General features: G+C 64.6%; 28 protein-coding genes. 10 read left to right on the top strand and 18 right to left on the bottom strand.

The genetic code is table 11. The annotated features are described in order from the left end of the window. Position 1 precedes the first annotated feature (1 nt). Positions 2-880, bottom strand: coding sequence for a phytanoyl-CoA dioxygenase family protein (locus SMD31_RS06955; RefSeq protein ID WP_320500084.1), 879 nt, complete (start codon positions 878-880; stop codon positions 2-4). A gap of 245 nt (positions 881-1,125) precedes the next feature. On the opposite strand from SMD31_RS06955, the gene SMD31_RS06960 reads away from it, so the two are divergent. The 3 genes from SMD31_RS06960 to SMD31_RS06970 all read left to right on the top strand — a co-directional run bounded on the left by SMD31_RS06960 (position 1,126) and on the right by SMD31_RS06970 (position 4,136). Then, positions 1,126-2,328 carry an MFS transporter gene (locus tag SMD31_RS06960; protein ID WP_320500085.1) on the top strand — a complete coding sequence of 401 codons (1,203 nt, stop codon included), beginning with the start codon at positions 1,126-1,128 and terminating at the stop codon, positions 2,326-2,328. 135 nt (positions 2,329-2,463) lie between these two features. Then, the gene (locus SMD31_RS06965) at positions 2,464-3,354 is read left to right on the top strand and encodes a DMT family transporter (protein WP_320500086.1); all 891 of its coding nucleotides are present in this window, start codon (positions 2,464-2,466) and stop codon (positions 3,352-3,354) included. A gap of 62 nt (positions 3,355-3,416) precedes the next feature. After that, positions 3,417-4,136 carry a dienelactone hydrolase family protein gene (locus tag SMD31_RS06970; RefSeq protein ID WP_320500087.1) on the top strand — a complete coding sequence of 240 codons (720 nt, stop codon included), beginning with the start codon at positions 3,417-3,419 and terminating at the stop codon, positions 4,134-4,136. Here SMD31_RS06970 and SMD31_RS06975 read toward each other — a convergent pair whose 3' ends face one another. The 6 genes from SMD31_RS06975 to SMD31_RS07000 all read right to left on the bottom strand — a co-directional run bounded on the left by SMD31_RS06975 (position 4,137) and on the right by SMD31_RS07000 (position 10,701). Next, the gene (locus SMD31_RS06975; RefSeq protein WP_320500088.1) at positions 4,137-4,988 is read right to left on the bottom strand and encodes an SDR family NAD(P)-dependent oxidoreductase; all 852 of its coding nucleotides are present in this window, start codon (positions 4,986-4,988) and stop codon (positions 4,137-4,139) included. A 25-nt stretch (positions 4,989-5,013) separates the two neighbouring features. Then, positions 5,014-6,105 carry an HPP family protein gene (locus SMD31_RS06980; RefSeq protein WP_320500089.1) on the bottom strand — a complete coding sequence of 364 codons (1,092 nt, stop codon included), beginning with the start codon at positions 6,103-6,105 and terminating at the stop codon, positions 5,014-5,016. A gap of 25 nt (positions 6,106-6,130) precedes the next feature. Continuing rightward, the gene (locus SMD31_RS06985) at positions 6,131-7,771 is read right to left on the bottom strand and encodes an acetolactate synthase large subunit (protein WP_320500090.1); all 1,641 of its coding nucleotides are present in this window, start codon (positions 7,769-7,771) and stop codon (positions 6,131-6,133) included. Between the two features lie 121 nt (positions 7,772-7,892). Further along, positions 7,893-8,414, bottom strand: a complete 522-nt coding sequence (locus SMD31_RS06990; RefSeq protein ID WP_320500091.1) for a PAS domain-containing protein — start codon at positions 8,412-8,414, stop codon at positions 7,893-7,895. A 96-nt stretch (positions 8,415-8,510) separates the two neighbouring features. Then, on the bottom strand, positions 8,511-9,404 hold the full coding sequence (locus tag SMD31_RS06995) for a DMT family transporter (RefSeq protein WP_320500092.1): 894 nt from the start codon (positions 9,402-9,404) through the stop codon (positions 8,511-8,513). Between the two features lie 127 nt (positions 9,405-9,531). Continuing rightward, entirely contained in the window at positions 9,532-10,701 is a 1,170-nt protein-coding gene (locus tag SMD31_RS07000; protein WP_320500093.1) for an MFS transporter, read from the bottom strand. A gap of 183 nt (positions 10,702-10,884) precedes the next feature. On the opposite strand from SMD31_RS07000, the gene SMD31_RS07005 reads away from it, so the two are divergent. Beyond that, a complete protein-coding gene (locus tag SMD31_RS07005) occupies positions 10,885-11,598 on the top strand; it encodes a DUF1223 domain-containing protein (protein WP_320500094.1) in 714 nt (237 codons plus the stop codon). An 8-nt stretch (positions 11,599-11,606) separates the two neighbouring features. On the opposite strand, the gene SMD31_RS07010 is transcribed toward SMD31_RS07005, so the two are convergent. Beyond that, on the bottom strand, positions 11,607-13,322 hold the full coding sequence (locus SMD31_RS07010; RefSeq protein ID WP_320500095.1) for a methyl-accepting chemotaxis protein: 1,716 nt from the start codon (positions 13,320-13,322) through the stop codon (positions 11,607-11,609). A gap of 182 nt (positions 13,323-13,504) precedes the next feature. Between SMD31_RS07010 and SMD31_RS07015 the strand changes: the two genes are divergently transcribed. Next, positions 13,505-14,773 (top strand): sugar-transfer associated ATP-grasp domain-containing protein, encoded by a 1,269-nt coding sequence (locus SMD31_RS07015; RefSeq protein WP_320500096.1) that lies wholly within the window; start codon positions 13,505-13,507, stop codon positions 14,771-14,773. A gap of 13 nt (positions 14,774-14,786) precedes the next feature. Here the strand turns inward: SMD31_RS07015 and SMD31_RS07020 are convergent, their stop codons facing one another. From SMD31_RS07020 to SMD31_RS07030, 3 genes are all read right to left on the bottom strand, one after another. Then, positions 14,787-15,263 carry a VOC family protein gene (locus tag SMD31_RS07020; protein ID WP_320500097.1) on the bottom strand — a complete coding sequence of 159 codons (477 nt, stop codon included), beginning with the start codon at positions 15,261-15,263 and terminating at the stop codon, positions 14,787-14,789. Positions 15,264-15,274: 11 nt separating this feature from the next. Then, positions 15,275-15,631: a DUF1428 domain-containing protein gene (locus SMD31_RS07025; RefSeq protein ID WP_320500098.1), complete on the bottom strand. Its 357-nt coding sequence runs from the start codon at positions 15,629-15,631 to the stop codon at positions 15,275-15,277. Positions 15,632-15,751: 120 nt separating this feature from the next. After that, positions 15,752-16,387 carry a TetR/AcrR family transcriptional regulator gene (locus SMD31_RS07030; protein WP_320500099.1) on the bottom strand — a complete coding sequence of 212 codons (636 nt, stop codon included), beginning with the start codon at positions 16,385-16,387 and terminating at the stop codon, positions 15,752-15,754. A gap of 89 nt (positions 16,388-16,476) precedes the next feature. On the opposite strand from SMD31_RS07030, the gene SMD31_RS07035 reads away from it, so the two are divergent. Both SMD31_RS07035 and SMD31_RS07040 read left to right on the top strand, forming a co-directional pair. Next, positions 16,477-16,848, top strand: a complete 372-nt coding sequence (locus SMD31_RS07035; protein ID WP_320500100.1) for a c-type cytochrome — start codon at positions 16,477-16,479, stop codon at positions 16,846-16,848. A 17-nt stretch (positions 16,849-16,865) separates the two neighbouring features. Then, positions 16,866-17,351: an anthrone oxygenase family protein gene (locus tag SMD31_RS07040; RefSeq protein WP_320500101.1), complete on the top strand. Its 486-nt coding sequence runs from the start codon at positions 16,866-16,868 to the stop codon at positions 17,349-17,351. An 18-nt stretch (positions 17,352-17,369) separates the two neighbouring features. Here the strand turns inward: SMD31_RS07040 and alkB are convergent, their stop codons facing one another. The 3 genes from alkB to SMD31_RS07055 are packed head-to-tail and all read right to left on the bottom strand — an operon-like array spanning position 17,370 to position 19,434. Beyond that, on the bottom strand, positions 17,370-18,008 hold the full coding sequence (gene alkB / locus SMD31_RS07045; protein WP_320500102.1) for a DNA oxidative demethylase AlkB: 639 nt from the start codon (positions 18,006-18,008) through the stop codon (positions 17,370-17,372). Next, the gene (locus SMD31_RS07050) at positions 18,005-18,694 is read right to left on the bottom strand and encodes a 2OG-Fe(II) oxygenase (protein WP_320500103.1); all 690 of its coding nucleotides are present in this window, start codon (positions 18,692-18,694) and stop codon (positions 18,005-18,007) included. The genes alkB and SMD31_RS07050 overlap by 4 nt, the downstream gene beginning before the upstream one ends. Continuing rightward, entirely contained in the window at positions 18,691-19,434 is a 744-nt protein-coding gene (locus SMD31_RS07055; protein WP_320500104.1) for a methylated-DNA--[protein]-cysteine S-methyltransferase, read from the bottom strand. The genes SMD31_RS07050 and SMD31_RS07055 overlap by 4 nt, the downstream gene beginning before the upstream one ends. 163 nt (positions 19,435-19,597) lie before the next feature. Between SMD31_RS07055 and SMD31_RS07060 the strand changes: the two genes are divergently transcribed. Beyond that, the gene (locus SMD31_RS07060; RefSeq protein ID WP_320500105.1) at positions 19,598-20,512 is read left to right on the top strand and encodes a LysR family transcriptional regulator; all 915 of its coding nucleotides are present in this window, start codon (positions 19,598-19,600) and stop codon (positions 20,510-20,512) included. A 9-nt stretch (positions 20,513-20,521) separates the two neighbouring features. Here SMD31_RS07060 and SMD31_RS07065 read toward each other — a convergent pair whose 3' ends face one another. Both SMD31_RS07065 and SMD31_RS07070 read right to left on the bottom strand, forming a co-directional pair. Further along, on the bottom strand, positions 20,522-20,737 hold the full coding sequence (locus SMD31_RS07065) for a tautomerase family protein (RefSeq protein WP_320500106.1): 216 nt from the start codon (positions 20,735-20,737) through the stop codon (positions 20,522-20,524). A 21-nt stretch (positions 20,738-20,758) separates the two neighbouring features. Further along, entirely contained in the window at positions 20,759-21,478 is a 720-nt protein-coding gene (locus tag SMD31_RS07070) for an SDR family NAD(P)-dependent oxidoreductase (RefSeq protein WP_320500107.1), read from the bottom strand. Positions 21,479-21,674: 196 nt separating this feature from the next. Between SMD31_RS07070 and SMD31_RS07075 the strand changes: the two genes are divergently transcribed. Further along, positions 21,675-22,043: a hypothetical protein gene (locus SMD31_RS07075; RefSeq protein ID WP_320500108.1), complete on the top strand. Its 369-nt coding sequence runs from the start codon at positions 21,675-21,677 to the stop codon at positions 22,041-22,043. Here SMD31_RS07075 and SMD31_RS07080 read toward each other — a convergent pair. Then, entirely contained in the window at positions 22,040-22,447 is a 408-nt protein-coding gene (locus SMD31_RS07080) for a DOPA 4,5-dioxygenase family protein (protein ID WP_320500109.1), read from the bottom strand. The genes SMD31_RS07075 and SMD31_RS07080 overlap by 4 nt on opposite strands. A gap of 4 nt (positions 22,448-22,451) precedes the next feature. Continuing rightward, the gene (locus tag SMD31_RS07085) at positions 22,452-23,063 is read right to left on the bottom strand and encodes a LysE family translocator (RefSeq protein ID WP_320500110.1); all 612 of its coding nucleotides are present in this window, start codon (positions 23,061-23,063) and stop codon (positions 22,452-22,454) included. A gap of 154 nt (positions 23,064-23,217) precedes the next feature. Between SMD31_RS07085 and SMD31_RS07090 the strand changes: the two genes are divergently transcribed. After that, positions 23,218-23,820: an endonuclease/exonuclease/phosphatase family protein gene (locus tag SMD31_RS07090; protein WP_320500111.1), complete on the top strand. Its 603-nt coding sequence runs from the start codon at positions 23,218-23,220 to the stop codon at positions 23,818-23,820. Positions 23,821-23,869 lie beyond the last annotated feature (49 nt).

Raw genomic sequence — 23,869 nt, forward strand, 5'->3', positions numbered from 1 at the left:
CTTACGCCCACCAATCCTTCGAGGCGCCGGGGGCGCGCGCCGATTGCAGGATGGCGCCGGGCGCCATCGGCTCGATGTCGAGGAGATAGCGGTGCACGTCGCTCATCCGCTCATAGGTCGCGGGGAGGAGATGCTCGCGCTGCACCAGCTGCTGCGGCAGATCGCGGCGGGTATAGGTCAAGTGCAGCACGCGGCGGCGCGCACCATCCTTGTTGCGCGTGCCCGAATGCCAGATCGATGAATTGCAGATGATGACCGAACCCGCCGGGGCGGTCACCAGCACCTCGCCGGGATAGGGCGCCCCGGCATCCTGCGGCACACGCGCTTGGTCTTGCGCCGACAAGGGCTGCGGCTGCCAGTCGAATCGGTTGACGATCGAGCAGTTCAAAGGCGCCCAGTGATGCGAGCCGGGCACGACGCGCGTCGGACCGTTGTCGAGCGTCATGTCATCAAAGCAGATGATGGCGTTGAGGACCCACCAATCGCCGTCGAAATGCTTGGGCACGTCGACATGGAGATCCTGCTGGCCCTTGCCCTGCAACGGCTCGCGCAGATTGGCCCCATGTACCTTGATCTCGCCCAGGAGATAGGCGGCCGAGGCCAGCACCGGCTTGATCTCGAGGCAACGGTCGAAGGCGGTCGACTTGTTGAAGATGTTGGAGACGCGGGGAGCACCGGGTTCGATATGGACCTCATGCCCGCCCTGCTCGCCCTCGGCGGCCGAGAGCTTGTCGAAGGCCTCGGCCATCTCGCGGCACTCGGCCGGGGTGAACATGTTGGTGCGCAGATAGAAGCCCTGTTCGTCGAGCTGCCGGCGTTCCGATTCCGTGAAATCGGCGCCCGTGACGCCGAGGCTGTGAAGGGCCCTCTTGGTGTACATCCGCGTCTCTCCCGAAATGGCTGTTTTTCGCCAGCTAATCGTATAGCTAATCGATTAGCTATACGTTTTGCCGGACTTTTTCATAACCCGTCCCCGGTCGCAAGCGACAAGTGGTTAGCTAACAATCTGCGCGCTTTGCAGGGCACCCCGCAGCTTTGGTATGACGAATTAACTTTTCCAATTTTGCTGCACATGCGAAATCTATGTTCTGCTCCCTAGCACCCCTTTAAGAGTGCCGACCCGCCATGGCCCTGCCGCGTTCCATCCTCGCCCTTTCCGCCGGATGCTTCGGCATCGGCACGACCGAATTCGTGGTCATGGGACTCTTGCCCGATGTGGCGCGGGACCTCCAGGTCGACATCCCGCAGGCGGGCCTGCTGGTCACCGGCTATGCCGTGGGTGTCATCATCGGCGCACCGATCCTCGCCATCCTCACCGCCAGCCTGCCCCGGAAGGGCGCCCTCCTCGGCCTCATGGGCATCTTCATGCTCGGCAACATCTTCTGCGCGCTGGCACCGAGCTATGAGCTGATGATGGCCGCCCGCGTCTTCACCGCCTTTGCGCATGCGGCCTTCATGGGCATCGCCGCGGTGGTGGCCGCCGATCTTGCCGAACCGCATCAACGCGCCCAGGCGATGGCACTCACCATGGCCGGCCTCACCGTCGCCAATGTGCTGGGCGTTCCCGGCGGCACGGCCTTCGGCCAGGCCTTCGGCTGGCGCTTCACCTTCGTCGCCGTTGCCGTCATCGGCGGCATCGCCGCCCTCGCCGTGGCACTGATGGTGCCGAAGATGAAGGCGCATAAGGCCCAGTCGATGCTGCGCGAATTTGCCGTGCTGAAGCGGCCGCAGGTTGTTATCGGCATGGCGATGAGCGCCATGTCGGCGGCAGCGATGTTCGCGGTCTATACCTATATCCGCCCCATCCTCACCGATGTCACCGGCATCGCCGTCAGCTCGGTCACCTATGTGCTGGTGGTGTTTGGCATCGGCCTCACCATCGGCAATCTCATCGGCGGGCGTCTTGCCGATTGGAAGCTGATGCCCTCGCTCATTGGCCTGTTCCTTTTCATCGCCGGCCTGCTGGCGCTCTTCACCGTCACCTCGGCCTATCCGGCGGCAGCGATCGCCACCCTCATCGTCTGGGGCATGGCGGGCTTTGCCGTGGTGGCGCCGTTGCAGATGCATGTGGTGAAGGAAGCCAAGGGGGCGCCGAACCTGGTCTCGGTCCTCAATCATGCGGGCTTCAATATCGGCTGCGCTTCGGGGGCGTTCCTCGGCGGCCTCCCCATCTCATATGGCCTGGGCTACCAGACGATCCCCTGGGTCGGCGCCATCGTCGCCCTCGCCGCCTGCCTCACCGGCCTCTTCTCGCTGTGGCTGAGCCGACGCCAGGGTGACGCAGAGCCCGATTACGTCCCGGAAGCCGACACGGTTCCCGCCGAATAAAGCCCTTCGTTTCAGGTTGGGTGGGAGACGGCCCGCAGCGCTTCGGCGCGCGGGCCGTTTCTTTGCTGACCGTTTTCTTATGCGCCAATGAATGCTAGTGGATGTCGCGCAAGATCGGCCGATCCAGGATCCATCATGACCACCGACCACGCCAGGCAGCACCGGCTGGGCCTCGCCTATGTCGCCCTTTCGGCCCTGCTGTGGTCGCTCTCGGGCCTCTTCATGCTGTCGATCAAGGCCGACCTCATGACCATCATCTTCCTGCGTGGTCTTGTTTCCGGCACGGCCATCATGGCGATTTTCGCCCTGGTCGAGAAGCGCCAGGCCCTTGCTACACTGAAGGCGATGCGCGGGCCGACCTTGGCGGCAGCCGTTCTTGCCGGTGCCAGCATGATCTTCGGCCTCAGCGCCATTCACTATGCCTCGGTGGCCGAGGCGATGGTGATCTATGCCACCGCGCCCTTCATGACCGCCGGCATCGCCTATCTCTTCATCCGCGAGAAGGCGAGCCTCGCCACGCTCATCGCCAGCTGTGTGGCTGTCTGCGGCGTCCTCTTCATGGTGACGGGCGATGGCGGCAGCGGCTCACTCCTGGGCAAGATCCTCGCCGTGCTGATGTCGCTCGCCGTTGCGGGCCTTGCCACCGTCATGCGCCACTACCGCAACATCCAGATGCTCCCCGCCATGGCCGGCGGATCGTTCATCTGCGCACTGGCGGCGGTGCCGTTCATCCATCTGGGTTCCGTGACACCGACCGATTTCGGCCTCATCCTCCTCTTCGGCATCGTGCAGAATGCCTGCGGCCTCGCCCTCTATGTGGTGGGTGCAAGGCGCATCTCGGCTGCCTCCGCCAGCCTCATCACCGCGCTCGAAGTGCCCTTCACGCCGCTCTGGACCTGGATCTTCATGAATGACGCACCGTCACAAGCGACCCTCATCGGCGGCGCCATCGTGCTGGTGGCCTTGTTCGGCCACATCCTCGCCGAACTCCGCCGCCCGCATGCGCCCGTGCTGGGGGCGGTCTAGCGAACCTTCACCGGGCAGCGCCCCGGCCTTAAGATAAAACCGTGGCTTGAGGAGATGAGGCGATGCCGAGCGAAATCATCAACTATACGGGTAGCGGGCTGAACCTGCGCAGCGAGCTTTATCTGCCGGCAGGCCCCGGCCGTAAGTCGGCCGTGTTTGTTTTCCCCGACGTCTTCGGGCTGGGCGATCATGTGCGCGAGCGCGCCGAACGCCTCGCCAAGCTGGGCCATGTGGCGCTGGCCTGCGATATTCATGGCGAGGGCTTCCTGTTCGACGACATCAATGCCGCGGTCGATAAGCTGCAGCCGCTCTACGACGACGTCGCGCATTTCCGCGGGGTCGGGCTTGCAGCGCTGGCGGCCCTCGCTGCGCGACCGGATGTCGACCCAGCACGGATGGCCTCGATCGGGTTTTGCTTCGGCGGCACCATGTCGCTGGAACTGGCGCGCGCCGGCGCCGATATCAAGGCGGCGGTCTGTTTCCATGGCGGCCTGGAGAGCAAGGCGCCGGCCGCGCCCGGCGGGGTCAAGGCGCGCATCCTCGCCTGTATCGGCGCGGACGACCCCTTCATTCCCCCGGCAGAACGCGCCGAATTCGAAGCCGAGATGCGCAGCTGCGGTGCCGACTGGCAGATGCACCTCTACGGCAACACCGTCCACAGCTTCACCAACAAACAGGCCGCCAAACGCCAGTTGCCCGACGTCGTCCGCTATGACGCCGCCGCCGACGCCCGGTCCTGGGCCGCGATGCTGGAACTCTTCGACGAGGTGCTGGTGGGGTGATCACCCCTTCTTGGCAAATTCCGCAAACGCCGCGCCGTAATCAGGGTGCCAGCGTGAGAGCGGCGGGCGGTTCTCCACGATGTCGCCGGCGGCCCAGAGGATGCGGCGTTCGTCGAGGCTGCGCGGGACGTCGTTGTCGGGGCAGAGGATGTAGAAATCGCCGGCCGCGAGGCGCGTCATCATGAAGGCAGCGAGTTCATCGGGCGTCCAGGCGCCGGCCGGCTTTTCGGTGCGGCCTTGCGCAGCAAGTTCGGTGAAGACGAAGCCGGGGATGAGGAGATGTGCGCTGATGCGACAGCCGGCCGTGTTGCGCAGCTGGTGCTGCAGCGCTTCCGTCACCACCTTCACGCCGGCCTTCGAGGTGTTGTAGGCGGGATCGCCCGGCGGCGTGGTGATGCCTTGCTTCGAGCCGGTGTTGATGACGAGGCCGGGGCGGCCACGCGCGATCATCGCCGGCACGAAGGTCTGCACGCCATGGATGACGCCCCAGAGATTGACCCCGAGGATCCGCTGCCAGTTGTCGGTGCCGTCCAGGATCGTGCTGCCGGGCTGGATGCCGGCATTGTTGACCAGCACATCCGTGCCGCCGAAGGCCGCCTTCACCCGCACCTCAAGACGTTGCACATCGGGGAGCTTCGAGACGTCCGTCTCGACACCCAGCACGGCGGCGGTCCCTTTGGGCGCCTCAGCCGCGATCGTCGCAACCGCGCGGGCGATTTTGTCGGCCCCGAGATCGGCGATGACGATGCGCAGGCCCAGTTGCGCAAACTGCTTGGCGATAGCGAGGCCAATACCGGCAGCACCGCCGGTGATGACGGCGACGGAATCGGATGTGAGAGCGGGATGCGTCATGGATCGGTTCCTGGGTCTAAGCTGTTCAGTCGGCGACTGGCACACGGCCGAGGGTGGCCAGAAGATCGGTCTGCGTCACCACGCCGACCAGATGATGCGCCGCATCGGTGATGACGGCGGCGTGGGTCTTGCCATCGGTCAAGGGGGCGATGAGGTCGATGGCCGGCTTTTCCGCGGTTGTCGTCCAGGCCGCCGACATGACGGCAGCGACATCGGCATCTGCCTTGAGCAATTCGCGTAGGCCCACGGTGCCTAAGACCTTTCCCGCAGAATCGACGACCGGCAGCATGCGCAGGTTCCGCTGCAGCAGCAAGGCGCGCGCCTCGTCGATCGCTGTCGTCGGCGCCACATGGACGATGTCGCGCGACATGATATCGGCGCAGGTGAGGTTGCCATGGCTGCGTTCGAGAGCCCGCAGTTCCACGCGCGAGAGCAGCTGGTCGAGATCGGCGCGGTCGATGTCGAAGGCTTCGCCGAGATCGGCCAATGCCCCGTCGATATCGCCAGCGGTGAAGCCGATGCGCAGGCCGGGTACGGCATCCGTGGTACCATGGGTGTTGACCGGCGCCGCCAAGGGCTTGTGCGGATAGTTGTGCTTCAGCAGCCGGTGATAGCCAAGACCCACCAGCGTGATCAGCACCGCATTGATCGCCACCGGATCGAGCGCGAAGAGCAATCCGGCATCGGTGACGTTGTGCCCGCCCAGCACGGCGAGGAGTGCTGCCGCCCCGCCCGGCGGATGCAGGCAGCGGCAAAGCGACATGACGGCGATGGCCAGTGCCACGGCGATGCCGGCAGCGAGGATCGGATCCGGCAGGAGAAGCGCCACCAGAATGCCGATGGCGGCCGAGATGGTGTTGCCGCCGATGATCGGCCAGGGCTGGGCGAGGGGACTGGCCGGCACGGCAAAGAGCAGCACGGCACTGGCCCCCATCGGCGCCACCAGGTAAGGGAGATGCGCCATGTCACCCGTGAGGCTGCCCGGGGTGAGGCGGCACAGCAGATAGGTGACGCAGATGCCGGCAAACGCACCGAGGCAGGCGATGACGCGGTCGCGCCAGGTGGCCCCGGCGAGAATCGGCAGGAAGAAGCCGGGCTTTTGCGGCGCGGTGGGCATCAGGACAACTTTCTGCGCGGGATGATTAGTCGAGGCTGGCCGGCACGTGGTTGGCGAGTTCCTGATTGAGGACGCGGGTGTTCTCACTGTAATCGATCGGCACCGTCACAAGATGCACGCCGCCGGCCTTGAAGGCCGCCTCCAAAGTCGGCACGAAATCGCCAATCGCCGTCACCCGGTGGCCCTTGGCGCCATAGCTTTCGGCATAGCGCACGAAATCCGGGTTGTTGAAGGTCATGCCGAAATCGGGGAAGGCGTCGACCGATTGCTTCCAGCGGATCATGCCATAGGCGCCGTCCTCGAGGATGAGGACGACAAGGTTGAGCTTCAGGCGCACAGCCGTTTCCATTTCCTGGCTGTTCATCATGAAGCCGCCATCGCCGCAGACCGCGAGCACCCGGCGCTGGGGATAGAGAATGGCGGCCATCATCGCCGAGGGGAGCCCCGCGCCCATCGTGGCCAGCGCATTGTCGAGCAACAGCGTGTTCGCCATGGTCGTGCGGTAGTTGCGCGCGAACCAGATCTTGTACATGCCGTTGTCGAGGGCGACGATGCCGTCGGCCGGAATCACCTGGCGCACGTCATGGACGATGCGTTGCGGCGTGAAACGATCTTCGGTCGCGCGGTCGGCGAGGCGTGCCAGAATCGTCTGGCGCAGGGGCAATAGCGCGCCGGCCTGCGGCAGCTTGCCCTCAAGACGGTCGGCGAGGAGGCGCAGGCTGGGGCCTATATCGCCCACCACCTCGGCTTGCGGGAAATAGACCTGCTCGACAGTTGCCGGCTGGTAGCCCACGTGAATGACCTGCGGTCCCTGCGGCCCCATGATGAAGGGCGGCTTTTCGATCGTGTCATGGCCGATGGTGATGATGAGGTCGGCGCGGTCGATGGCGTCGTGCACATAGTCGCGTTCCGACAAGGCGGCCGTCCCCATATAGAGTTCGGTCCCGCCGGGGACGGTGCCCTTGCCCATCTGCGTCGTGAAGAAGGGAATGCGCGTGCGGATGACGAATTGCGCGAGATCGGCTGTGGCGCGCGGGCGCGAGGCCGCGGCCCCCAGCATCACCAGCGGGCGTTTCGCCGCCTTGATCATCGCCGCCGCGCGGTCGAGGGCTTCTGCGCCGGCCACGGGCAGTTCCAGCGCATGGGGCGGGATGATGGCGGCATCCGCCTCCTCCGCCGCCACGTCTTCGGGGAGTTCCAGATGTACCGGGCCCGGGCGCTCGTCCATGGCGACACGGAAGGCTTCGCGCACGGTGGTGGGTATGGTGCGCACCGAGACGATCTGGCGCGTGAGCTTGGTCAAGGGACGCATCGCCGACACCACATCGACGATCTGGAAGCGCGCCTGGCGCGAGGATTTCACACCCTTCTGCCCGGTAATCATCACCAGTGGCATGCCGCCCAGCAGCGCATAGGCTGCAGCCGTGGTGAAATTGAGGGCGCCGGGACCCAGGGTCGCGATGCAGACGCCGGGCTTGCCGGTGAGGCGCCCATAGGTTGCCGCCATGAAGGCCGCCGCCTGTTCGTGGCGGGTGAGGACCAGCTGGATCTTGGATTTGCGTAAGCTCTCGACGACATCGAGATTCTCCTCGCCCGGCACACCGAAGATGCGCTCGACACCCTCATTCTCCAGCGCCGCCACCAACAGATCCGAACCCTTGCCCATGTCCTTGTCGCTCCTGCCGCTTTCCGGGGCGGAATATTAGGGCAAGAGTGGCGCCAAGGGCCATGCCGATCCGGCGCGTGAGCCATGCGTGGGCCTGGATGCGCTGGGCGATTTCTGGGGGTCAGCCGCGCAGTCGGGCCGTTGGCAATGTGCGCAGGTCGATGCCGTGGGAGAGGAGGTAGTCCTCCAGCACAATGGCCTGGCTGGGCTTCCCTTGCGCATCGAGCAGCGGGCAGATGATGTATTCGGTGCGCAGCAGGCGCTTGCCCTGGATCGCATATTCGGCAACGCCCTGGACCGGCCAGCCATCGTCGCGTTGCTTCCGGTAGACAGCGAGCAGTTCCGCTTCGCTGAAGTCGTCGATCTCCAATTCGTCAAGATAGTGGCCGGTGATTTCGATGCCGGTGAAGCGCACGACCTCGGTGCCGACCAGGCGATAGCGGATGCGCAAGGGTTCCGGGCTGAGGTCGACGATCATCAGATTGGGGAGCAGCGATTTGATTGCCGCCGGATCGACCAGAGAGCGGGCGGGGACGGTGCCGGGCACGCCCAGGCTGCGCCAATAGTTGAACAGCGCGCGGACGCGCGCTGAGGCAATGCGCGGGTCGACCTCGTCGCCTGCCGGGAGATACCAGCTGTTCATGGCCCTCGCTTCGCGTGTTGCCCAGCGCCTACCCGCTATCGTACAGGGTTGAGATGCGTGCCGACAAGGCGCCATGCCGGTCTGTCGTGCCTTGCGTCAGCCCCTCGGCCGATGGCGCTGCATGAGGACGATGGCGACACCGCCCAAGGTGGCCATGGCGGCGAAGATGAGGCGCTGGGTCAGCATCTCGCCCAGGAACAGCACGCCGCCCAGGGCGGCGATGGCCGGCACCGAGAGCTGCAAGGTGGCGGCGCGCATGGCGCTGAGATGCGGCAGCAGCGCGTACCAGACGACATAGCCGCAGCCAGAGGCGAGCGCACCGGACGCCAATGCCAGCAGCACGCCCCGCGTTTGGGCATGCGCTATGCCGGGCGCCAGCAGCAGGCTTGCCAGGCTGACGGCAAGCACCGGCGGCACGGCCATGAGGAAGTTGCGCGCGGTCGCCAGCAGTGGATCGGCGGCGTGGCGGCCGAGCAGCGAATAGAAACCCCAGCCGAGGCCGGCGATGACCATCAGCAGCGCGCCAAGAGGATCGGGCGCATGGAGACCCGGCAGCACCAGATAGACGAGGCCGGCAAAGGCCAGGGCAAGGCCACCCCAGGAGAGGGCGGAGAAACGTTCGCCGCCGAGCAGCGCCACCGAGAACATGGTGAGCTGCACGGCGCCAAAGAGAATGAGGGCGCCCGTGCCGGCGCCCAACGACAGATAGGCGAAGGAAAAACAGGCCATGTAGAGAAAGAGCATCAGTGCCGGGCGCGCGGCAGCGCGCAATGCCATGACGCCGCCCGCCGTCACCGAGCCACCACGCAGGCGCAGGATGAGCGCCAGGACAGCGGCACCTGAAACCATGCGCAGGCTGGCAAAGCTCGCGGCATCGATGCTGCCGGCGCCCAGCGCCAAGCGGCACAGCAGCGAATTGGCGGCAAAGGCCAGCATGGCGACGTTCGCAAGGCAGGCGATGCGCCAGGTAAGCGTGGTCGGGACGGGCACGCGGAAAACTCCGGGAGATGGGGACGTGGCTGTCGTTCGCGACCCTATGCCGCAGCGGCTGCATCGTAAATGGCAGCAGGCTAAAATGGGGAATTGTCCCCATCCTATCGTTCCAGCGTTTGCCGCCTCAGCGCATCTGCGCGGCAATGACCCGGGCACTTAGCGGAACGACCAGAACCAGCGCACCGATCAGGCCGAAGGCGAAGCTGAGGCTGGTCCAGTCGGCAACCGGGCCGATCGCCGCCGGCCCCACCAGGATGCCGGCATAGCCGATGGTGGTGATGGCAGCGACCGCGTGGCTTGGCGACATCACCTTTTGCGCGCCGGCGGCGGTATAGAGCACCGGCACGATGTTGGAGGCGCCGAGCCCGATGAGCACGAAGCCGAGCAAGGCGGCTTCGTCGACGGGCGCCAGCACGGCAAGGAGGAAACCCAGCGTCACGCCGCAGCCGCCCAGCAGCAGAATTCGGGAGCGCCCGAGATGCGCCACGATCCAATCGCCGGCGAAGCGCCCCACGGTCATGGCGATGGCGAAGGCACTGTAGCCGGTGCCAGCGGCCGTCGCCTCGAAGCCGCGCTGGCTGACCAGGAACTGGCCGCTCCAATCCAGCATCGCCCCTTCGGCGAGGAAGATGACGAAACAGAGGAAGCCGATGAAGAGGACGATGCCATGCGGCAGGACGAAGAGCGGTGAACCGCCGCCACCTTCGTTGCCGTAAGCGATGTTGCGCCGATGCGCCAGCGCCAGGATGACGATGAGGGCGATGACGATCGCCAAGGTCGCGGTGAAAGGTGCCACACCCAGCGAGAGCAGCAGGCTCATGCTGCCGGCACCGGCAAAGCCACCCAGGCTGAAGCAGCCGTGAAAGCCCGACATCAAGGGCCGGTCGGCGCCCTTTTCGACGATCACCGCCTGGATGTTCATCGCCACCTCGCAGGCACCGACCGCGGCACCGAAGGCAAAGAGCGAGACCGCCATCAGCACGCCGCTGGCAAGAAAACTGAGCGGCAACAGCAGCAGGGCAACAGCCAAGCCGCACACCAGGATCACCGCACGGCAGCCGAAGCGGGTGGAAAGCGCCCCCGAAATCGGCATGGCGATGATCGACCCGGCACCCAGGCACAGCAGCAGGAAGCCCAGCCACGTATCGTCAAGCCCGGTGCGCAGCTTGGCGAAGGGGACCAGCGCCGCCCAATTGGCCAGCGTCACGCCAATGAAAAAGAAGGACAGGCGGGTCGCCAATTGTTCGGGGCGGCCGGGCTTGGCATGGCCGTTCGGGGAAGTCGCGTCGGTCAAGAAAATCACATGGAACGAGGTGGCAGCAGCGGGGCGCCATCGCCCCGGTGCGGAAGGGGCGCATCTTATGAGCGAAGCGGGCCCCGGATCAACCCAGCGCCAAGCACGGCCCGGGCAAGGCCACGTAACAAAGCCCGACAACGACACGTAACCGCCATCAGGCATGCATCAGGGAGATTTGCCATGTGGCAAAGGCAGGTGTTTCGGGCGCAAGTGTTGATGGCCCTGGCTTTTGCGGGGTTGTTCGCTGGCCCGGCCGTGGCCGAGACACGCCCGGTGGTGGTCGAGTTGTTCACCAGCCAGGGCTGTTCGTCCTGCCCGCCGGCGGATGCCAATCTGATCCGCTTGATGGACCGGCCGGATATCCTGGCGCTGAGCTTCGCCGTCACCTATTGGAACGATCTGGGTTGGGACGACACATTCTCAAAGCAGGCCTTCACCGACCGTCAATTCGCCTATGAAGGGCCGCTTGGCCGCCAGAGCGCCTACACGCCGCAGATGGTGATCGATGGGACTGCCGACAGCGTTGGCCATGACTTGTCTGAAGTGGAAGCATTGGTCACCCGCGCCGCCGCTGCGCAATCAAGTGAACCAGCGATCGATGTGGCGGGCGAGAAGATCGTCGTCGCGGCTGCGGCATCGCCGGCACGGGCCGCCGATGTGTGGCTGGTGCGTTACGACCCTGGCATTGCCGAGGTACCCGTGGCGCGCGGCGAGAATCGCCGGCGCGTGCTGCAGATCGGCCATGCGGTGCGGGAACTGACGCGTCTTGGCACCTGGTCAGGTGCTGCGCTGAGCCTCGATCTGCCGCCGGCGCAGGAAGGGCGTGAATTAGCCGGCGCCATCCTGGTGCAGGATGGCCCTGGCGGGCACATCCTCGCTGCACGCAAGCTCTAGATTGATCGTCAGCCGGCGCGGATCTGGCGCAGAAAGTCGCTGACCTGCTGCTGCAGCAACGCGCCATTGCGCGCCAATTCGCTGGCGGCACTCAAGACCTGGGTCGAACCGGCGCTGGTCTGCTGCGAGGCTTCGGTAACACCGGCGATATTGGTGGAAACCTCGGTGCTGCCGGTCGCCGCCTGTTGCACGTTCCTGGAAATCTCCTGCGTCGCCGCCCCCTGCTCCTCCACCGCCGAGGCGATGGTGGTGGCGATTTCCGAGACGCGGCCGATGGTCTGGGTGATGCCCTGGATGGCCTGGGCCGAACTGTCGGTCGAATCCTGGATCGAGCGCACCTGTTCGGCGATGTCGTCGGTGGCTTTGGCCGTTTGCGTGGCGAGATTCTTCACCTCGGAGGCGACAACGGCGAAGCCCTTGCCGGCATCACCGGCACGGGCGGCCTCGATGGTCGCGTTAAGCGCCAGCAGGTTGGTCTGGCCGGCAATGTCATTGATGAGCGTCACCACCTCGCCGATCTTCTGCGCGGCGGCTGAGAGCAGCTGAACTTTGGCATTGGTTTCGTCGGCCTGGGCGACGGCGTCGCCGACGATGCGGGTCGATTCCGTCACCTGGCCGCTGATCTCGTGGATCGAGGCGGAAAGCTCCTCGGTGGCGGATGCCACGGTTTGGACGTTCTGAGTCATTTCCTCGGCCGCCGCGGAGACGACGCCGGACTGGCGCGAGGTCTCCTCGGCCGTCGCCGACAAGGTTTGTGCCGTCTTCTGCAGTTCGGTGGCGGCGGCGGTCACGGCGCTGACGACGCCACCCACGCTGGCCTCGAACTTGTCGGCCATCTCCAGCATGGAACGGCGCCGTTCGGCTTCGGCGCGGGCCTTCGCCTCTTCCTGTTCGGCGCGCAGGCGATCGGCCTCGATCATGTTGTCCTTGAAGACCTGGATGGCGGCTGCCATGGATCCCAATTCGTTGCGGCGGTCGGTATAGGGAATGGCGACCTGCTTGTTGCCGCCGGCAAGATCACCCATGGCGCGGACAACGCGCTGGATCGGCTTCACGACGCCGGCCATGGCAAAGATGATGAGACCGGCAACGAGCAAGATCAGCGCGCCCACCAGGCCAGCGACGGTCCACCAGGTGCTGGCATAGGTCGCGTCGTTGTCATCGTTGACGCCGTCCGCATCGCCATTGTTGTCATCGATGAGGCCGTCAAGTTCGGTGCCGACTTCATCGTAGATCTTTTTCATCTCGCCGCGAAACAGGGCGCCGGCTTCATCGTCCTTGCTGGCACGCGACAACGCCACAAATTTTTCATTCAGCTGCTCATAGGTTTCGAAGCCGCCGGTGATTTTATCGAGGGTCGCCTTTTCGCCGGCGAGATCGGCCGCATCCGAGGCAGCGGCGGTGTCTCCGGTGAGGGTCGCCTCATATTTCTTCGCCCATTCGTCGAAGGTGGCACCGGCCGCGGTGATGTCCTTTTCGGCCGTGTCCTGCTCGGCATCGGTCGAGGCCATCAGATGCTCGGCGCCGGCGATGCGCAGATCGCCGAAGGCGACATTCATTTCCTCGGCCGCCTGGATGCCCGGCAGAATATCGTCATAGAGCGTGTTGGCGCCGTCATTGAGGGTCTTGATGCTTGTCATCACGATGCCGCCCACAGCGAGCGACAGCAGCAGGACTGCCGATGAAACAGCCAGCAAGGCGGTACGAATGGTGAGCGACTTCATGAGCGTGACCTCAGGGACGAAAGAATGAATGCTCAGGGGGATTTACCACTAAATATCTAAGGTTCTGTTAAATACATGGGTTTCGTTCAGTTCAAATCAGGACAGCAGACCCAAAAGTGCCACATAACCTCCATATCTTGGCGGCCCTCACATCGACACCGCGTTAACCGCCCAGGGCTGCCATGACGACGAAGATACTGAACGGCACGAAGATCACGGCGCAGATGATGCCGCCACCTTTACCGCTGGCCTGGGTGCCGCTGGCCAACGCCACCGGCACGGTCGACGCCCTGCATCACGCGCATTACCGCGCCATCTGGCAAAGTCGGGGAATTTTCGATCGTCTGATGATCGTGGCGCTGCTGGCCCTGTGGCCGGTCTTCACGCTGGTGCGCATCATCCTCGCGACCGTTCCCCATGCCGGCATGGCACGGGCGGCAAGCGGCAAGGGCATCCTGCGCCAGGCCTGGGAGCAACTGGTGCTGGCGGCACGGTTCGGCTTTCGGCCGGACTATTACTACAAGCTGGAACTCTATCTGCCGCAATGCTATGCGCGCGCCGCCGGCTATGTGCATCGCTTTGCGACCAAGGACACGCTCTATCGTCTGTTGAAACCGCCTGCTGGCACAACGACCCCGCTCAGCGACAAAGTCGGCTTTGCCCAATATGCCGCCAGCAAGGGCATCAAGGTGGCCCCGGTGATTGCGGCCTTTGCGAAGGGTCGCATCGTCGGCACCAGCCGCGACCTGCCGCCCAAAGATCTGTTCATCAAGCGCACGCGCGGGCGGGGTGGCAGCCGGGCCGAACTATGGCGCTATGCCGATGGCCGCTATCGGCACCAGGATGGGTTGGAATGCGACGCGGCGGGCCTGCTGTCGCGTCTTTCGACACTGTCAAAGCGCGAACCCTATCTGGTGCAGGAGCGCTTGGTGAACGACCCGGCCTTGCGCGACCTCGCCCAGGATGCCTTGGCCACCGTGCGCGTCGTGACGGCGATCAACGAGGAGGGTGCCGCGGAAGCCATTCGCGCGGTCTTTCGCATGCCGAGCCGCAAGGGCAGCATCGTCGACAATTATCATGCCGGCGGCATTGCCGCGGCCGTCGATCTGACGACCGGCAGGTTGGGTGCCGCGACAGACAAGGGTTTCCTGAAAAGCGTCGGCTGGGTCGACCGGCATCCGGTTTCGGGCGCCCTGATCAAGGACCGTGTCCTGCCGCACTGGCCGGAGATGTTGGCCTTGGTCCTCGATGCCCATCAAGCCTTCGCCGACCGCGCCATCATCGGCTGGGACGTGGCGCTGACCGACCAGGGTCTCGTCATCATCGAAGGCAACGCCGCCTCCGACACCGATATCATCCAGCGCTGCCACCGGGCACCGCTCAGCGAGACGCGCTACCCCGATCTCATGTACTGGCACATCATGCGCGCGGGCCGGCTCGACCAGCCTTAGGCGCGCTGGGCGCCTACATCGGCTTTTCGCAGTTCACCATCCAGGGAATGCCGAACTTGTCGGTGAACATGGCGAAGGCATGCGACCAGAAGGTCTCGGCGAGCGGCATGGTCACCTTCCCGCCCGCGCCGAGCTCGTTATAGATCCGCGTCGCCTCGGCCGGCGTGTCGACATTCAGCGACACCATCATGCCCTGGGTCTGGCACTCCATGCCTTCCGGGCTGTCGGAGGCCATCAGCACCTGGTCGCCGATGACAAGGCGCGTATGCGCAATGCGCGCGAGGCCGGTGGGTGAGCATTGGTCGCGCATCGGCGTTTCGCCATTGGTCAGCATCATGACGATCTTGCCGCGCAGGACCTTGGCATAGAACTCGAACGCCTCGCGGGCATTGCCGTGAAAGGTCAGATAGGGGTTGAGCTTCATCATCGTCTCCCATTTAGCGGTCTTGTTGCAGGATTGCCGCGCGGCGGCGCTTAGAAGCAGCAGCATCGTGAATCGGATCAGCCCGCGACGAGGAGCTTGAAGCCACCCATGCACATGCGCTTCACGTCGAAGGGCAGCTTCGACATGTCCATGCCGGACGTCAGCGGATCCTTGAAGAATTCGGCATTGACCTTGTCGCGATGCGCCTTCGATTTGAAGACCATCCAGGAGAAGATCACGGTCTCGCCTTTTTTTATCTTGGCAAGCTTTGGGAAGGGAACGGCGTATGTGACATCAAGATCGTCGCCGACATATTCGTAGACCTCCAGCGCACCATGCTTCTTGAAGATCTTGGCCGTCTTGCGGGCGAGTTTCTGATAGGCGGCGAGGTTCTTCTTCGGCACGGGCAGCACGAAAGCTTCGATGTAACGCATCGTTTCCTCCGACTTGGGTTTGGGCGGTCTGTTGCACGTCCGCGGTCGGCGGCCTGCCGCTGCGATAAAAGGTTGATATCAACATATTGACCGGTTGTCAAACGTCGCGCGGGGACAAAACTACTGCGCGACGATCTGATCGACGAGCCCGGCCCAGGGACGCAGGCGCTTTGCCGTCTCGATCAGGGCGTCGCCTTCTTGCCGCGGCTGCGCGATGGCCGCACGCACGATGGCCGCGATCAGCTGCATGGTGAGAAACGCGGCGCGGTCGCGTTCGTCGCGCTGCCGCTTGGCGCTTTTCAGGCGGTGCAGCAGATCGGCCAGCTGTTCGCCATGGGCACGGCAATCGGCGGCGTCGATTTCCTGCAGCGCCTTGTCGGCCAAGGTCGCCGACCAGATGTCGCGCATCACCGGCTCCGCGCAGAACATGCGGTAATAGCCGTCGAGTGTCGCAACGAGCGCCGCTTCAAGATGGGCAGGCTCCGTGACGCCAGCGAAGATCGCCGCCACGCAGGCCTGCCCTTCGGCGTTATAGCGCTCGGCCAACGTCCCGATGATGGCGGCCTTGTCAGGGAAGTATTGGTAGAGCGAGCCGATCGAGATGCCGGCCTCAGCCGCGATGTCGCTCATGCGCAGCGCATCGCTGCCTGATGCCGCGATGCGCGCCTGCGCGATCGACAAGATCAGCTCGACCCGCTCCTTGGCCCGGGCCTGCGTCGGCTGGCGCCGTCCTGCCGTCGTCATCGCGTCGCTCATCGCCCGTCTCCAGATTCTGCTTGCCGGGAATAATATGAGGGTTTATCACTTTCTGCAATATGAGGATTGCTCATATTTTGGAGAGACTGATGAAACGGGCGTTTTTGGCGGCAATCTTGTTCCTTTTCATGGCCTTGCAGGCGCCGTCGGCTGAAGCGGCGGGCAATCCGGCGCGCGGCGCCGCGCTTTACGCCGAGGATTGCAGCGCCTGTCACGCGGCAGACACGGACCAGCGCGGGCCGCATCATCGCGGCCTGTTCAGCCGGCAAGCCGGCTCGGTCCCCGGCTTCGATTATTCGGATGCCTTGCGCGGTGCAGGCTTTATCTGGAGCGACCAATTGCTCGATGCCTGGCTTGCCGACCCCGAAGCCCTGCTGCCGGGCCAGGACATGAATGTCTCGGTCGAGGACGCACAAGACCGGGCCGACCTCATCGCCTATCTCAAAACCCTGCAACCTTGAACGGGTGGATAACGACCATGTTGGATTGGCTCACCACATCCCTCACCTTTCTGCTGGCCCTGGGGTCCGGCCTGATCGCCGGTGTGTTCTTCGCATTCTCGAGTTTTGTCATGGGCGCGCTCGGCCGCTTGCCGGCAGCCCAGGGCATCGCCGCGATGCAATCGATCAATGTCGTCGTCATCAATCCGATCTTCCTCGGCGTCTTCATGGGCACGGCCTTGCTGGCGTTGCTGGTGGCGGGGTATGCGCTCAGCCACCTGTCGATGCCAGGCATGGGCTATGTCGCCTTGGGGAGCGTGCTCTACGTGATCGGCAGCTTCGCCGTCACTGTCTTCGGCAATGTGCCGCTGAACGAGGCGCTGGTCCCGCTCCAACCCGACAGCGCCGATGCCGCCCTGTTCTGGCCCCGCTATCTCAAGGATTGGGTCATGTGGAACCATGTGCGGACCGTGGCGTCGCTCGCGGCCAGCGGCGCCTTCATCTGGGCCATGCGGACCCTGTAGCTGGCGCCAGTGCCGTCCTTAAGAACCCTGCCGACGGAAGGTGAGGTTGAAGCGGAGATTGCCGGTGAGCGGATGATCCGCCGATTTGAGCGGGGCGATACCGTGAAAGCGCAGCCGGGACGGACCGCCCCAGACGACGACATCGCCATGGTAGAGTGCATAACGCCGGGTCTTGTCGCCGCGCGCCAAGCCGCCCCACAGGAATGTGGCGGGGACGCCGAGGGAGATGGAAACGATGGGATGCGCAAAATCGCCCTCGTCCCGGTCCTGGTGCAAGGTCAGCCTTGTTCCGGGGGTGTAGCGGTTGACCAGGCAGACATCCGGATTGAACTGGGCATAGCCGGCGGCCTGCGCCGCTTCCCGCCCGAGATCGAGGAAGGAAGACGGCATCGCCGGCCAGGCCCGACCCGTGTCGGGATCAACCGCGTCATAGCGATAGCCGCGCCGGTCCGAGACCCAGCCATAGGCGCCGCAATTGGTCATCGCGACCGACATGCGAAAGCCGCCCGGCGTCACCAGATGGCGAAAGGGTGCCGCCTTTGCCACCGCCTCGATCGCCGCGATGAGCGGCACGGCCTTCTCCAGCGCAAAGCCGCGCAGGAGCCAGGCGCCGTCGTCGAGCTGTTCGGTGCTGTCGGAGAAAAGGTCCTGGATCATGTCGCGTCGTGAAAAATGATGCCCATCGTATAACGTTGCCCGGCGGTGACACGGCTCACCCCATGGCGCAGGTTGACGCGATAGGTGCCGCGCGTACCCGCCACCGGCCGATGATGCACGGCAAAGAGCACGGCGTCACCCTTTTGCAGCGGCACGACCATCGGCCTGGATTGCTGGCGCGGGCGCTGTTCAGTCAGCACGAAGTCGCCGCCCTCGAAATCGGCACCGGGTTGCGACAGCAGGACCGCGATCTGCAGCGGAAAGGCAAGCGCACCATATAGGTCCTGGTGCAGGCAATTATAGTCGCCAGGGTTGTAGCGCAGGATGAGCGGCGTCGGCCGCACCTGCCCGGCCTGGTGGCATTGCCCGAGGAAATCGGCATGGGTTTCCGGATAGCGCAGACCCAGCCCCATCGCCGCGTTCCAGCGGTTGGCGATGGGAACCAGCTGGGCATAGAGCGTCGCCCTCTGTTGCGCAATGAGCGGCGGCAGCGGATAGCTGAAGTATTTGTATTCGCCGCGGCCAAAGCCATGCCGCTCCATCACCACGCGGCTGCGATAATGCCGCTCATCGTCATAGCCGGCGATGAGGGCGGCGCAATCTGCCGCCGCCAGGAAACCAGGCAGCACGGCATGGCCGTCGGAATCGAGCGCAGTGCCGACCGCCTGCCAGTCAATGCGCTTCATGAAGCCCACTCTCGTGCCAGCAGCGCGCGCTTGCGTGCGACACCCCAGCGATAACCCGTGAGCGCGCCATTGCTGCCGATGACACGGTGGCAGGGAATGGCGACGGCGATCGGATTGGCACCGCAGGCCCGTGCCACGGCCCGCACCGCGCGCGGCCGGCCGATGGCGGCGGCAAGTTCGCTATAGCTTGCGGTGCTGCCAGCCGGGATCGCCAGCAATGCCTGCCACACCCTGCGCTGGAAGGGCGTGCCTTGCGGATCGAGCCGCCCCATCGCCGTGCCCGCTGGATCGGCCAGCAAGGCCAGCGCCAGCGCCAGCGATGCCGAACCAAGCGTCTCAACCAGCTGCGCTTTCGGAAAACGCTGCTGCAGGTCCTCAATCAACGCGGCTTTGTCATCGCCCAGGGTCAAGGCACAGATGCCATTGTCGCTCTCAGCCACCAGCAAGATGCCAAGATCGATCTGTGCCGTCGCATAGCGCGTCACTGCCCGCAGCAAATCCGGCTTGCACCGTTTGCAGGGGCGAAAGCCGGCAGCCTCGGCCGCCGCCGCATGGTCGTGAAAGGCGACATTCTCCGGGCGCGCCGGTCGGGCCTTGCAGCCCGGCCGGCAATAGACGCCGCTGGTCTTGACGGAATAGAAGAAACGGCCATCGGCCGTGGCATCGCGCGCCACGACAGCGGCCCAGCGCGGATCGTTGAGGGTCGCTGCAGCGCGATCTGTCTTTTCGGTCCTGGTCATCGCTCGTCCTTTCAGTCGCGAAGGTGATGGACCTTAATCTGGCGAACGGGCGATCGACACGCACTCCGGTTCTTGTGCTGGGGTTCTTGTGCGGGGGCTCTTGCGCTGGCGCAGATATCAACTTTCGCCATAATGCCGCAGGAACGACAAGCGGGAGCGCCGGATGGACAGGATCGATGCGATGCGCGTCTTCGTGACGGCACTCGATGAAGGCAGTCTTGCGGGGGCGGGCCGTAAGCTCGGCCATTCGGCGGCGGCTGTCACGCGTGCCATCGGTTTCCTGGAAAGCCATGTCGGGACGCCGCTGCTGCACCGCACCACACGTTCCATTCGCCTCAGCGAAGCGGGGGAGCGCTATGCCGCCGCCTGCCGCCGCGTGCTGTCTGAACTCGACGAGGCCGATCTGCTGGCATCCGGCGAAGGTGCCGCGCCACGCGGGCTCCTCACACTGACCGGTCCGCTGTCCAGCGGCGGAACGGTGCTGCGCCCAGTGCTCGATGCGTTCTTGGACGCACATCCGGAGATCCGCGCGCGGCTCCATCTGATGGACCGGAAAGTGTCGCTGATCGAGGAAGGCATCGACGTGGCACTGCGCATCGCGCATCTGCCGGATTCGAGTTTGATCGCGATCCGGCTCGGCGAGGTGCGGCGGGTCGTGGCGGCATCGCCTGCCTATTTGCAGGGCCGCCCCAGGATCCGATTGCCCAAAGATCTGGCCGACCATCAATGCATCGCCATGACGGTGTTCGGCGCCGACAATTGGGCCTTTCCGCAAGGGAGGCCAGGGCGGAAGGCTGAAAGCATCGATATCGCCCCCCGCCTCGTGGTCAACACGGTCGAGGCGGCGGTGGCCTCCGCCGTCGAAGGGCATGGATTGACACGGGTCTTTTCCTACCAGGTCGCCGAGGAGGTCCGCGCCGGCCGGCTCGTCCATGTGCTGGTCGATCCGCCGGAAGCGGCCCTGCCGGTGCATCTCCTGACACCGGAGGGCCGCCTCGGCGTTCCCAAAGTGCGCGCCTTCTTCGACTTCGCCGTGCCCCGGCTGAAGGCGGATCTGGCGCGTATGGCAAAGCTCTGAGGCGCGGGGTCAGCTCTTTTCGCCGGCCTGCCGGCGATAGTCTTCGACCGGCAGGCCGCCCACACCCCAATCCTCAAGCTCCACCTCGTTGATGACGACGAAGGTGGCGCTGAGCGGCTTGCCCAAGACATCGCGCAGGACTTCGCTGATGCCCTTGATCACCTGGGCCTTCTGTTCGCGCGTGGTGCCACCCTCGCGCGTGATCTTGACGTTGACGTAAGGCATTCACATTCTCCCCTTCTTCTTTTAGCTGGCGATCTGCCATTGGCCGGCATGGGCGCCGCCATCGACATGGATGATCTCACCGGTCACGAAAGCGGCGCGGTCGAGATAGCGCACAGCTTCGACGATCTCGTCCGTTTCGCCAAGCCGTCCCATGGGCTGGAGCTTGGCCAGGAAGTTGCGGTCCGCACCTTCGTTCATCGACGTCTTGATGATACCCGGCGAGACGGCATTCACGCGAATGCCCTTGGTTGCATATTCGGTGGCGAGCGATTTGGTGATGGCGGCGAGCCCGCCCTTGCTGAGCGCGGCAAGACCCGTGGGCACCGCACCGATCGGTTGATCGACCAGCGAGGTCGTCACGTTGACGATATGGCCGCTGCCCTGTTTCAGCATCTGGCGCGCCACGCGCTGGGTGATGTGGAAGAAGCCAGCGACATTGGTCGACATGACGGCGTTGTAATCCTCAGCCGTGTAGTCGACGAACGGCTTGCCGATGAAGATGCCGGCATTGTTGACGAGCGTGTCGATGCGCCCCCAGCGCTCCAGTGTCGCCGCCACGATACGGTCTGCCACGGCGGGGTCGGCAACGTCGCCGGCGATGCTGAGGATATGGGTATCGTTGGCCGGCTGCAGGTTGCGGGAATTGGCGACAATGCGGTGGCCATCGGCCTGAAGCCCCGCGACCAAAGCGGCACCGATGCCGCGCGAAGCGCCTGTAATGACAATGACTTTCTCACTCATGATCGGTTCTCCTGATGGCGTGGGTGGTGGTGTTCCATGAGTAAGGGATGGGGCCCTGCGCGCTGTAGCCGCGCTGGCGGGAAGTCAGTCTTGCTGGAAATGGCATAATGGCCCCTGAGGCCGGGAACCGGGGGATTTTCCGGGCGTTGATTGGCGTGGCCCGGGATGCGGGTCCCACCCATGAGGGAAGCTAGTCATGCGCTGGATCGCCGACGGCATTATCGCCTTGTTGTGGTTCTCACCCGTCGTTGTAGGGATTGCCGCCTTGCCGGCCGATGCCGGCGACGACAAGGTCGACCTCGCCCCCGCCATCTGGGCAGACTACCAGATCTACCTCAACAATCTTGGCAGCGACGAAGCCTATTATGCGGTGACCGAGGATGGACTAGGCGGTGCGCCGTCGGGCTGCGCCTTGACCAAATGCCTGCCCAGTGCGGGCAAGGCCGGCGCCACCCGTGAAGAGGCATTGAAGCGCTGCGAGGATATCTCGCCGCCCAGCCGAGACTGCGTGATCTTCGCCGTGCGCGATGAAATCGTCGCCGATTACGAGATGCGCGATTATTAGGGAACCAGCGTGGGTGCGGTATTGGGCGGGCGCGCTTCTTCCGCCTCAGTCTCTTCCTGCAACATGTCTTGGTTGACGATCGGCAGGATTTCGCCGAGCCACAGGCCTTGCTCGAGATGGTCGATGCGCTCGCGGCCGGTATTGGGGTGGACCAGCACGGCAAGGCCCTGCCGGTTCAGCATCAGCCAGGGGACGAACAGGGCAAAGGTCGGCACGTCGAAGCTGACCTGATACATCGCGCGGGCGTGTGGACCGATGCGGCGGTCATGGACGCGCCCCAGTGCCACCGTGAAGCGCTCGGCGATGCGGTCACGCAAATCCATCGCAATGGCCCGCTGTTCCGGCCCGTCGAAATAGATGTGGGCGTGGTAGCTGGCGATCTCGGCTATCGGGCGCAGGCTCATGATGTCAGCGCGTGGCCACGGCGACGGCCACGCCGGCCATGACGCCGCCGGTCGTGCGGTTGACGATCTTCATCTGCTTGGGCGAGGCGATGAAGGCCCGTGCCTTCGCCGCCAGCACGGCATAGACCATCATGACGGCAAAGAGGATGAGCGGCATCAGCACGCAGAGCTCGAGGATGGCGGGCCAGCGCATCTCTTCCAGCACCACGAGTTGGGGCAGGATGGCGAGGAAGAACACCATGGTTTTCGGATTGCCGACGGTCATGGAAAAGCCCGAGAGCGCCAGGCGCAGGCCCTCGCCGCGGGCATAATCCTGGTCTTCCGGCATCTTGGCGGGCGCCCGCCACAGCTTCCAGGCGAGATAGAGGAGGTAGGCGGCGCCGACATATTTGATGGCGGCGAAGACGTAATAGAAATTGTGTGCCAGCACCGTGAGGCCGCTCACCACCAGGCCGAACCAGAACAGATCGCCGCAGACGATGCCGGCGATGAAGGGCATGGTGCGGCGATGCCCGGTGGCTAGTGCCCGCGCCACCACGGCAGCGACGCCCGGTCCCGGCGAGAGAACAGCCAGGGCATAAACGCCGGAAAAAATGAGCAGCGCCATGGGGGTCATGCGATAGGACTCCAGGGATAGCGGGCCGGCTGGCCGCGAGCTTCCATCTTCTAGAACAGAAAAAGACTGAAGGCGACCCTTGTGAGCGAAGGAACGGGGTCGCGTCCGGCGCATTCCTTGCTAGAATCGGCAAGCAGGAGGACCATCCCAAAGAATGTCCAAGCCCATCAAGGTGATCAGCTGGAATCTGTGGCATCGCGGGGGCGCGCTGGTCGGCGACCTTGCCAGCCTCATCGAGGCGGAACAGCCGGACCTGCTGTTGATGCAGGAGGCCAAGCGCCCGCTGGAGGCCTTGCCGCAGCTGGTCGGCGGCCACTTCCACTGGCAGGAAATGCAGAAGCGCGTCTATGGCCTGGCCTTCTGGTCGCGCCATGAACTGGGTGAGGGCTACTCCATTCCCTTGCCCATCTCACCCTTTCCCATCCGTGTGCCGCCACGTCTGGCGCAGATTCTGAAACTCGACGGCATCTCCATCGCCAATGTGCATCTTTCCCATGGGCAGGTGCTCAATCGCCGGCAGCTCAAGGCCATAGCCGAGGCGACGCATGGCCCCACGGTCATCATCGGCGATTGCAATGCCGTGGGGCCGATCGCCTTGGGTGGATTTGCCGAAGTGGGCCCGCGCAACCCGACACACAAGCTTAAAACCCGTCTCGACCGCTGCCTCATCCGCGACCTGCATTGCACCCAGGCCCGCGTGCTGGGACGGGGTCCCTCTGATCATCACCCGATCGAGGTGCTGCTAAGCCGGGCTTAGCGACATTTTTCTCTGTCACTACGGCCGCTACTTGTCATCCCCGCTTATT

The organism is Dongia rigui (assembly GCF_034044635.1).
GTDB lineage: Bacteria > Pseudomonadota > Alphaproteobacteria > Dongiales > Dongiaceae > Dongia > Dongia rigui.

What these genes read in the sequence shown, in the direction of transcription:
- SMD31_RS06955 (WP_320500084.1), bottom strand. Translation starts at nt 880, where the DNA reads ATGTACACCAAGAGGGCCCTTCACAGCCTCGGCGTCACGGGCGCCGAT.
- SMD31_RS06960 (WP_320500085.1), top strand. Translation starts at nt 1,126, where the DNA reads ATGGCCCTGCCGCGTTCCATCCTCGCCCTTTCCGCCGGATGCTTCGGC.
- SMD31_RS06965 (WP_320500086.1), top strand. Translation starts at nt 2,464, where the DNA reads ATGACCACCGACCACGCCAGGCAGCACCGGCTGGGCCTCGCCTATGTC.
- SMD31_RS06970 (WP_320500087.1), top strand. Translation starts at nt 3,417, where the DNA reads ATGCCGAGCGAAATCATCAACTATACGGGTAGCGGGCTGAACCTGCGC.
- SMD31_RS06975 (WP_320500088.1), bottom strand. Translation starts at nt 4,988, where the DNA reads ATGACGCATCCCGCTCTCACATCCGATTCCGTCGCCGTCATCACCGGC.
- SMD31_RS06980 (WP_320500089.1), bottom strand. Translation starts at nt 6,105, where the DNA reads ATGCCCACCGCGCCGCAAAAGCCCGGCTTCTTCCTGCCGATTCTCGCC.
- SMD31_RS06985 (WP_320500090.1), bottom strand. Translation starts at nt 7,771, where the DNA reads ATGGGCAAGGGTTCGGATCTGTTGGTGGCGGCGCTGGAGAATGAGGGT.
- SMD31_RS06990 (WP_320500091.1), bottom strand. Translation starts at nt 8,414, where the DNA reads ATGAACAGCTGGTATCTCCCGGCAGGCGACGAGGTCGACCCGCGCATT.
- SMD31_RS07005 (WP_320500094.1), top strand. Translation starts at nt 10,885, where the DNA reads ATGTGGCAAAGGCAGGTGTTTCGGGCGCAAGTGTTGATGGCCCTGGCT.
- SMD31_RS07010 (WP_320500095.1), bottom strand. Translation starts at nt 13,322, where the DNA reads ATGAAGTCGCTCACCATTCGTACCGCCTTGCTGGCTGTTTCATCGGCA.
- SMD31_RS07015 (WP_320500096.1), top strand. Translation starts at nt 13,505, where the DNA reads ATGACGACGAAGATACTGAACGGCACGAAGATCACGGCGCAGATGATG.
- SMD31_RS07020 (WP_320500097.1), bottom strand. Translation starts at nt 15,263, where the DNA reads ATGCTGCTGCTTCTAAGCGCCGCCGCGCGGCAATCCTGCAACAAGACC.
- SMD31_RS07025 (WP_320500098.1), bottom strand. Translation starts at nt 15,631, where the DNA reads ATGCGTTACATCGAAGCTTTCGTGCTGCCCGTGCCGAAGAAGAACCTC.
- SMD31_RS07030 (WP_320500099.1), bottom strand. Translation starts at nt 16,387, where the DNA reads ATGAGCGACGCGATGACGACGGCAGGACGGCGCCAGCCGACGCAGGCC.
- SMD31_RS07035 (WP_320500100.1), top strand. Translation starts at nt 16,477, where the DNA reads ATGAAACGGGCGTTTTTGGCGGCAATCTTGTTCCTTTTCATGGCCTTG.
- SMD31_RS07040 (WP_320500101.1), top strand. Translation starts at nt 16,866, where the DNA reads ATGTTGGATTGGCTCACCACATCCCTCACCTTTCTGCTGGCCCTGGGG.
- alkB (WP_320500102.1), bottom strand. Translation starts at nt 18,008, where the DNA reads ATGATCCAGGACCTTTTCTCCGACAGCACCGAACAGCTCGACGACGGC.
- SMD31_RS07050 (WP_320500103.1), bottom strand. Translation starts at nt 18,694, where the DNA reads ATGAAGCGCATTGACTGGCAGGCGGTCGGCACTGCGCTCGATTCCGAC.
- SMD31_RS07055 (WP_320500104.1), bottom strand. Translation starts at nt 19,434, where the DNA reads ATGACCAGGACCGAAAAGACAGATCGCGCTGCAGCGACCCTCAACGAT.
- SMD31_RS07060 (WP_320500105.1), top strand. Translation starts at nt 19,598, where the DNA reads ATGGACAGGATCGATGCGATGCGCGTCTTCGTGACGGCACTCGATGAA.
- SMD31_RS07065 (WP_320500106.1), bottom strand. Translation starts at nt 20,737, where the DNA reads ATGCCTTACGTCAACGTCAAGATCACGCGCGAGGGTGGCACCACGCGC.
- SMD31_RS07070 (WP_320500107.1), bottom strand. Translation starts at nt 21,478, where the DNA reads ATGAGTGAGAAAGTCATTGTCATTACAGGCGCTTCGCGCGGCATCGGT.
- SMD31_RS07075 (WP_320500108.1), top strand. Translation starts at nt 21,675, where the DNA reads ATGCGCTGGATCGCCGACGGCATTATCGCCTTGTTGTGGTTCTCACCC.
- SMD31_RS07080 (WP_320500109.1), bottom strand. Translation starts at nt 22,447, where the DNA reads ATGAGCCTGCGCCCGATAGCCGAGATCGCCAGCTACCACGCCCACATC.
- SMD31_RS07085 (WP_320500110.1), bottom strand. Translation starts at nt 23,063, where the DNA reads ATGACCCCCATGGCGCTGCTCATTTTTTCCGGCGTTTATGCCCTGGCT.
- SMD31_RS07090 (WP_320500111.1), top strand. Translation starts at nt 23,218, where the DNA reads ATGTCCAAGCCCATCAAGGTGATCAGCTGGAATCTGTGGCATCGCGGG.